Annotated in this window: 1 protein-coding gene; it reads right to left on the reverse strand. The window is 42.3% G+C overall.

The window, feature by feature from the left end:
• The coding region (locus Q4575_RS19705; protein WP_303523940.1) for a transposase at positions 1-485 on the reverse strand (485 nt) is incomplete at its 3' end.
• Between the last annotated feature and the right edge of the window lie 109 nt (positions 486-594).

Genomic DNA, 594 nt, shown 5'->3' on the forward strand with positions numbered 1-594 from the left:
TGCAACTCTTCAAATGTTCCGCTCCACTCTTTACTGGCATTCGATTTGATTTTACAACCATCAATGGCAAACATGTTGCGACCGATTAAGCCTTCACGGTCGCATATCATCAACACTTGGGTAAACAGTGGCTCGATTTGCTCTTTCATATTTGCGACAAAACTCGCAATACTGGTGAAGTGAGGCTGGATATCACCAGATAGACTCATAAAGGTGATATTCGTTTCACAGGCCAACGCGATTTTTCGGCTGCTGATAATACCGCGGGAATAGGCAAATAAAATGACCTTTAACATGACACCTGGCGAATAAGCGGTAGCGCCCGTTTTATCGTTGTTATACCACGCATCAAACCCCGTTAAATCCAGATGATTATCGACAATGTGAGCCAATGCATACTCAAAGGTTCCTGGAAGTATTTGACGCGAAAAGTCGATGGGAATGAACTTACTCTGGCAGGATAAGTCAGGTTTGTACTTTGCCATTGGGAATTATCTCTGGCGGAATAATATCAATTAGATCATAGCGAAGCGCATAGTACAAACGAAAAGGTGGCTAAATAACAAACAAGTTTAGCAATCAATACTGACCGAA

This window comes from Psychrosphaera sp. 1_MG-2023 (genome assembly GCF_030548245.1).
Lineage (GTDB): Bacteria > Pseudomonadota > Gammaproteobacteria > Enterobacterales > Alteromonadaceae > Psychrosphaera > Psychrosphaera algicola.